This window comes from Bradyrhizobium sp., assembly GCF_019242285.1.
Taxonomy (GTDB): Bacteria; Pseudomonadota; Alphaproteobacteria; order Rhizobiales; family Xanthobacteraceae; genus Bradyrhizobium.
Map to the genome: position 1 here is coordinate 1 of NZ_JAFAVV010000069.1, position 7,382 is coordinate 7,382.

Annotated in this window: 4 protein-coding genes; 3 read left to right on the plus strand and 1 reads right to left on the minus strand. The window is 63.6% G+C overall.

Annotation, left to right across the window (positions count from 1 at the left end):
* Window positions 1–93 precede the first annotated feature (93 nt).
* On the plus strand, window positions 94–1,914 hold the full coding sequence (locus JOY90_RS02965; protein WP_291689676.1) for a TAXI family TRAP transporter solute-binding subunit: 1,821 nt from the start codon (window positions 94–96) through the stop codon (window positions 1,912–1,914).
* Between the two features lie 213 nt (window positions 1,915–2,127).
* On the opposite strand, the gene JOY90_RS02970 is transcribed toward JOY90_RS02965, so the two are convergent.
* Window positions 2,128–3,147: a hypothetical protein gene (locus tag JOY90_RS02970; RefSeq protein ID WP_291689677.1), complete on the minus strand. Its 1,020-nt coding sequence runs from the start codon at window positions 3,145–3,147 to the stop codon at window positions 2,128–2,130.
* Window positions 3,148–3,903: 756 nt separating this feature from the next.
* On the opposite strand from JOY90_RS02970, the gene JOY90_RS02975 reads away from it, so the two are divergent.
* Together JOY90_RS02975 and JOY90_RS02980 are read left to right on the plus strand one after the other, a co-directional pair.
* Complete coding sequence (locus JOY90_RS02975; protein WP_291689678.1) at window positions 3,904–4,485, plus strand: NAD(P)H-dependent oxidoreductase; 582 nt, start codon at window positions 3,904–3,906, stop codon at window positions 4,483–4,485.
* A gap of 197 nt (window positions 4,486–4,682) precedes the next feature.
* Window positions 4,683–6,278 (plus strand): caspase family protein, encoded by a 1,596-nt coding sequence (locus JOY90_RS02980; RefSeq protein WP_291689679.1) that lies wholly within the window; start codon window positions 4,683–4,685, stop codon window positions 6,276–6,278.
* Window positions 6,279–7,382: the final 1,104 nt, after the last annotated feature.

A 7,382-nucleotide genomic window follows, 5' to 3' on the forward strand; every position in this document is an offset into this window, starting at 1 on the left:
GAAACGTTCTGGAATGAACACCCGGATTTGTTCGCGCAGTGGCAGCCGCTGACGCATTACGTTTTGTAAAATAGGCGGCAAGGAGCAAGAAGCATGGCGAACCGCGTTTTTATTTTTGATACGACCCTGCGCGACGGCGAGCAGTCGCCGGGCGCATCGCTAAACGCCGACGAGAAGCTGGAGATCGCGCACCAGCTCGCGCGCCTGGGCGTGGACGTGATCGAGGCCGGCTTTCCCATCTCGTCACCTGACGACTTCGAGGCCGTGCGGCGCATCGCCCGTGAGGTCAAGGGACCCATCATCGCCGGCCTCGCGCGCGCGAAGCCGGAGGACATCGACCGCTGCTGGGAGGCGGTGCAGGTTGCCGAGCGGCCTCGCATCCACACCTTCCTGTCGACGTCCGACATCCATCTCGATCGCCAGTTCCGCATGACCCGTGATCGGGCGCTCGACGAGGCGGTGGCGATGGTCAAGCGCGTGCAGCAGAAATTCAAGAAGGAGGGGGCAGATGCCACGTTCCGGGCCATCAACAGCAAGGCGCCGGGATTTGCGGATCGCGACCTCTATCCTTTTGTGACCGAATTGACGGGTCTCTGCGTCGCCAACGGCGTCACGCCGGCGGTTAGGGGAAAGAACCTGCTCGATCTCAAGGATCAGGATGGCAAGTTCATGATTCAGGAATTCGTCAGGACGGCCAGCACGCCTCCGGGGCATGGCTGGGTCGACTACCGTTGGCTCAACCCTGTCACGAAAACCATCGAGGACAAATCGGCCTTGATCGAAAGAATGGGCGATTATTTCGTCGGCGTCGGCATTTACAAGAACGAGCAGCCGAACGAGAACACGATCGGTCTCATATCGGGCAGTCCGAATTCGGACGACACCTACCTGCAGATCGCCTACGATCTCGCCGAAGTGCTCAATGACGGCGACAATCTGCGCATTCTCCCGATCGCGGGCATCGGCGGACCGCGAAACATTCGCGACGTGCGCTACCTGAGGGGCGTCGACATCGGTCTCACGCAAACCAACATTCTCAACAACTTCCGTCGCTCGAACGAGCGGATGGGCCAGAACGACAACAAGATCGTCTACATCACCAAGCTTTTCACCGAGGAGGTCCATCTCGTCACGCGTGCAGACATCACCTCGATCGAGCAATTGCGGGGCCAGAAGGTCAATCTCGATGCCAAGGGCAGCGGCACGAGCTACTCGATGCGCGACGTGTTCAAGACGCTCAACATCGACATCCAGGAAGTCAGCATGTCGCAGGCCGAGGCCTTCGAGAAGCTCAAGAGCGGCGAGATCGCCGCCACGGTTCTGATCGCGGGCAAGCCGGTGCGCTCGATGGCCAAGCTGAACGTGGCGGATGGTTTGCACTTCATTTCGGTTCCGTACCCGCCGCAACTGATCGAAGACTATTATCCGTCCTCGCTCACGCATGACGATTACCCCGACGTCATTCCGGCCGGTCAATCCGTCGATACGATTGCAGTGAGTGCGGTCCTGATCGCGTATAACTGGCCGAAGACCAACGCCGACCGGTATCGGCGGGTTCAGCGGTTCGTCGAGGCCTTCTTTCCCAAGATTGCCGAGTTCCAGAAGCCGCCGCACCACGCGAAATGGCACGAGGTCAACCTCGCCGCCCAGTTGCCGGGCTGGACCCGGTTCGAGGCGGCGCAGGCATGGCTCGACAACCCACCGAGCCAGGCCACGTCGGCAATCACGGCGCCGGTTGCCCCGCAGCCTGCGAGACTGGATGCGGCGCGCGCGCCGGTGCCCGCCGCGAAACCGAATGGGATCGCGCGTTCGAACCCGCCTCCTGCCCCTGCGCAGCCCAGCGCCTCTGCGCAGAAGGACTCCGTGCTCTACCGACGGTTCCAGCAATGGGGCTCGCAGCAGCAGGCCCGATAAGCGCCGGACTCTCTGCGCCCCGCATGTCGTGAACCGGCCGCCGTCCGAGGCGAGCAGGTTTGCCATGTCGCGGCTTGCCTGAAGCCGTCGTGGACGGGTTATCGCTCTGGCGGCGACTGCCCGTGTGATCGGAGCCGGGACAGCCGCGACGGCAATCGCCTTCCATCCGCGCCGCTGCCGCCGTCGTTCGCCGCGCTTGCTCGGGCCGATGCCTCAGGACGAGCGGCCGACCATCAGCAGGATGCCGCCGATCTGCGGCAGCAGCGCGAGCAGCACGAGGCGCAGCATCGCGAAATCGTCGCCGGTCGGGTGCAGCGTGCCGGCGGAGACCCAGGCGACCAGCCGCACCGCGGCCTCGCTCTGCGGATCGGCGGTGGCGGCGCCGGCGGCCATCGCTGAATCGAGCGCATGCCGGCGCTCATTGACCACGGCCTCGCGCTCCCGGCAGAATTTCCCGACGCCGCCCTTGCATTCGCGGTCGCGTGCCGTCATCGCGTCCGCCAGCGCCGTCTGCGCCATCGTCAGCACCGGCGTCACCCGCGCGGCGCGCGAGGCGGTGACGTCGGCGATGTTGACCGAGGCGAAGCCGATGCCGGCGGTGATGGCGAAGGCGAAGGTCATCAGCCACACCGCCCAGGCGGCGAGCGAGGTGGCGCGCTGGCGCTGCTGCCACAGCCGGGCGGCGATCGACGGCAGCGTGAGCGCGACCAGGTCGGCGGCGACGCCGATCGCGAGGAACAACCAGCCCGAGGCATCGGTCGAGCCGAGCGAGCGGGCGAACCAGCCGTTCATGGTCATGCCGACGATGGCGAGCGCCAGCGCGGCGAGCGTGAGGAGCGCTGCGCTGATGCGATGGCGCGGCGTCGCCGCGCGCGACGGCTGACGCGCCGGCGGCGCGTTGTCCTGCTGCAGCGGCTGAGGCTGTTGCGGAGGTGTCGCCGGCCCGTGGTCTCGCCCGGGCGGCGGCAGCGCCAGCGGCTCTGCCTGCGGCGCCGGCGACGCGGGCTTGGCTACGGACTTGGATAAGGATTTGGGCGCTGCGGCCTGCTCCAACTCGGCGCGCACGAGGTCGAGCGGGATAAGGTGCTCGGAATCCGGCAGGCTTGCCTTCTCCGGCGCGGACTTCTTGCGCGGCCGCGAAGCCTTCGCACGCGGAGCGCTCGGCTTGGCCTTCCTCTTCTTCGGCGGGATGTGATGCAGCGGGATTACGAACGCACTCGTCTCGTCGGCCATGGCACTTCGTCTCTACAACTGGGTCACGGGCGGCGGCGCGGTCTCGAGTGTGTCGTGTCGTCCCCGATCTTATGCAGGTTGATTCGCTGCGGGCATTTTAGCCGGTGATTCGCGGCAGGGTTGGGGAGATTGGGCAACGGTCGGGGGAATTCGATTCGGCCGGGGAACGCCATGGCCCGAATCGAAGCCGGGCGTGGGTGCCGAGCCTTTTTCGCACACCGTCATCAGCCCTTCAAACTCGCCGCGTGTGATTCGCCGCAGCGTGGGCAGGCGGAGCGCCTCGCTGAATCCACGGTGAGCTCCCTCTCCCGCTGTTGCACAGGGCTGTCGCATTCGAGCACAGTGGTGTTTCGTCTCCCCTGAAGAAGGCAGGGGACGGGAGCGCACCGACGTGCTCGCCATGATCGAGAAGGGCAAGAGCCCGGCCGCCGCGACGGTGCCGGTGCTGAAGAACTGATCGCGCGGCTCGTCGAAGCCGCGGTAGGATGGGCTAATCCTACAATGTCACAATCCGGACGGAGCCGTAGGGCGGGCTAAGGCGCGGAGCGCCGTGCCCACCATCATATCAACAGCATGGCTTTGAATGGTGGGCACGCTTCTGCCTTTGCGTGGCACGCTTTGGTGCAAGATGCGCTTGGCCCACCCACCGAATCTCGCGACGGGATTCACGCCGCTGACGCAGATCAACGACGCCGGCGCCCGCGGATGATAGCGCTTTGCGCCGAGCCGACAGTCTCCGTCACGGAGTCCAGCGACATGACAAGACGCATCACCATCATCCAGGGCCATCCCGATCCGGCCGGCAATCACCTGCTCAACGCGATGGCCGACGCCTATGCCGAGGAAGCGCGCTCCGCGGGACACGAGGTACGCCGCATCGAAGTCGCCCAACTCGATTTTCCGCTGCTGCGTACGCAGGCGGAGTTCGAGACCGGGGAATTGCCGGCCGCGCTCATGCCGGCGCGCGACGACATGCGCTGGGCCGAGCACTGGCTGTTCCTGTTTCCGCTCTGGCACGGCACCATGCCCGCATCGTTCAAGGGCTTTCTCGAACAGATCTTCCGCCCCGGCTTCGCCATGGCCTACCGGGAAAAGGGATTTCCGAAGCGTCTCCTGGCCGGCCGCTCCGCCCGCATCGTCGTCACCATGGGAATGCCCGCGCTGCTCTACCGCTGGTACTTCGGCGCCTTCGGCGTCCGCGGCTTCGAGCGCAGCATGCTGGGATTTGCCGGCATCAGGCCGATCCGCGAGAGCTTTTACGGGTTGACGTTTGCCGATCAGAAGAAGCGGGCGAGGTGGATCGAGGACATGCGGCGGTGTGCAAGGCGTGGGGATTGAGCAGCGCGTGCGCGCCAAGCTTGTCAAAGCTGCGGTTCTGCCTGTCAGCGCCAATCTGGGCGCCTGACCCGACCCGTCAATTCTCCGTGCAGAGCCAGAAGCCACATAGTATAGTCCAGAATGGCGTAGAGTGCTGTTGACGGTTGTCGATTGATCCGTGAATTTCGGACATGGTCTGCATAGCCGTGGGGGTGACCGTGAACCTTCTTGCCCGTCTCCTGACCGCGTTTGTCGTTGCTGTTTCCGCGACGGGCGTCGGAGTGGACCTTTGCCTTGCGGATGCGCGCGTTGCGCTGGTGATCGGTAATGGTGCCTACCAGAATGCGCCAGCGCTGCCAAATCCGCGGAACGATGCCACCGATGTTGCTGCTGCGTTGAGATCGTTGGGATTCGACACGATTCTCGCAACGGACCTGGACAAGTCCGGGATGGACGAAGCAACGATCCGGTTTTCGCGGATCGCGCGCACCGCGGATGTCGCGATGTTCTATTATAGCGGTCATGCGCTTCAGTTTGGTGGCGTCAATTACCTCGCCCCTGTCGATGCCAGGCTGATTGACGAGGCAGACCTGCGCAGAATGACGAGAGTTGATGATGTAGTCGGTGACTTGGCGCAAGCCAAAAATCTCCGCATCCTCGTACTCGATTCCTGTCGCGATAATCCCTTGGCGGATCAGCTCAAGCGGTCCATCGGAGCAACCCGCGGAATTTCATTGCAGCGTGGCCTGGCCAAGATCGACAGCCCGGAGGGCATGATCGTCGCCTATGCCACGCAAGCGGGACGCACGGCCGAGGACGGGGACGGGCGTAACAGCCCGTACACGGCCGCTTTCTTGAAACATGTAGATGAAACTGCGGAGATCGGTTCGATTTTCCGCCGCGTCAGCGCCGACGTTTACGAGGCCACCAACCACGCGCAGTTGCCGGAATTGTCGCTCTCGTTCATCGGCGAGTTCTATTTGCACGGCAAGGCCGAGCTTGTGGCCAAGCCAGAAGACACGATCAGGAGGGACTTCGAGGCCGCCGAACGTGTCAACACGGTTGCTGGCTGGGATGCCTTTCTGAAGCAATATCCGGATGGTTTTTTTACAACGCTGGCCCGAGAGCGCCGAACCATTGCGGCGAAAGCCGCTGCGCTCCCGAGCGTCAATGATGGTCCCCCGCAAGTCCCCGCCTTCGCCCCTTCGGGATCAGCGGTACCCTCGCCACAACTGCTTGCATCAGATTCCGCACGCCAGCGTGTCGTGCTCTATGAGGAGAATCCATCCGATCCCAAGGGCAAGCAGTATGTCGGCACGGTGGTCTGGCGCGCCGAGCCGATCAAGGCATCCGGCAACCAGCAGGCCAGTATCGCCGTTCGGGCCGACATCGATGTACCTGAGCGCAAGTTCAGGATGACGATGTCATTCCGCCGCAACACCGATTCCTCGCTGCCGGCGAGCCATACCGCCGAGCTCAGGTTCCTCCTGCCGCCGGATTTCGTCGGCGGCGTCGTCGGCAACGTACCCGGGATGCTGATGAAGTCGAACGAGCAGGCGCGCGGCACGCCACTGGCGGGCCTCGCCGTCAAAGTGACCGACGGCTTCTTCCTGCTCGGGCTGTCGAACGTCGATGCCGACCGCGCTCGCAACATTCAGCTCATGAAGGAGCGGTCGTGGTTCGACGTGCCGCTGGTCTATTCCAACCAGCGCCGTGCCATCATCGCGATCGAAAAAGGTGCTTCTGGCGAACGTGCCTTTAATGATGCGTTCGTGGCGTGGGGCCAATCCTCGACGACAACTTCTGCTCGATAATGCGAGGGGCTTAGCCTGGGAGCATCGTGGTGACCATGGCGTGCCGGCGCTGCTCCATCGCTGGTATCTCGGCGCCTTCGGCGTGAGCTCTTCGAGCGCAGCATGCTCGACTTCGCCGGCATCAAGCCGATCCGCGAGAGTTTTTTATGGGCTGACGTTTGCTGACGAGAAGAAGCGTGGGCGGCGGATCGAGGGCATGCGAAGATGCGGCAGGCAGGAGAATTGAAGGACGGCTGAGGCTTCCAGCGGCGCCGTCACAGCGCGGGTGTTTCAGAAGACATCGCTTCCCCCCTGCGGTTTTCCCGATTCCATTCATTGTCCAGCCCCCGCGATAAAAATATATCTATTTCCAATTTACCGAAATCGGATGTATATTCCCCGCATCCCGCCTCCACTTGAGGGGCGCTTCGCGATCGTCACGGACGTAGGGGGCGGGATGCGGTGGACGCTTTGGCCTCAGGCGCGCGCAAGCGCGCCGGACGAATGGCCCAAGGCGGACGGCGAAGGCGTGTGGTCCTGATCCCGCGACGCTGGGATCAAGTCTCGCAGGACTGATGGCGAGGCGAGGGTGGCAAGAGAGCCCGTTCACCCGGGAGAGCACGTGATAAGCGTTAACATCATCGCGCAGGGAATGCCGGTGATTTCGGCTGAACCTGTGGTAACCGCCGCGTGCTACTTCTGATGCACGCGGGCCATGGGTGAGGCTGAACCACCCGGCATTCCCTGCGCCCTCATCTCTTCGAGGGCGGGTCTTCGCAAGCTCCGGGCGCAAATCGCGCCGCGGCAATGCGGACGCTTGTCCAATCAGCTCTTTGAACTGTCCATCAGAAAGCCTGTCCCACGTAGCGTTGCCAAGGCACGTTGCCAAGGCACGTTGCCAAGACACTTGCCAAGACACTTGCCAAGACACGATGAGATCGATGTTGCTCGCGCGGCGTCGGAGGTGCGCGCCCTCTTCCCGTTCTTCACCCGTTCTTCACGGGGAGAGGGTTGGGGTGAGGGGCTGCTTCCGCAGCTGGATTCGCGGAGAGTCCCCCTCACCCGAAAGCTTCGCTTTCGACCTCTCTCCGTCGTCAGGGAGAGGTGAACCGAAATCGTGGCAAT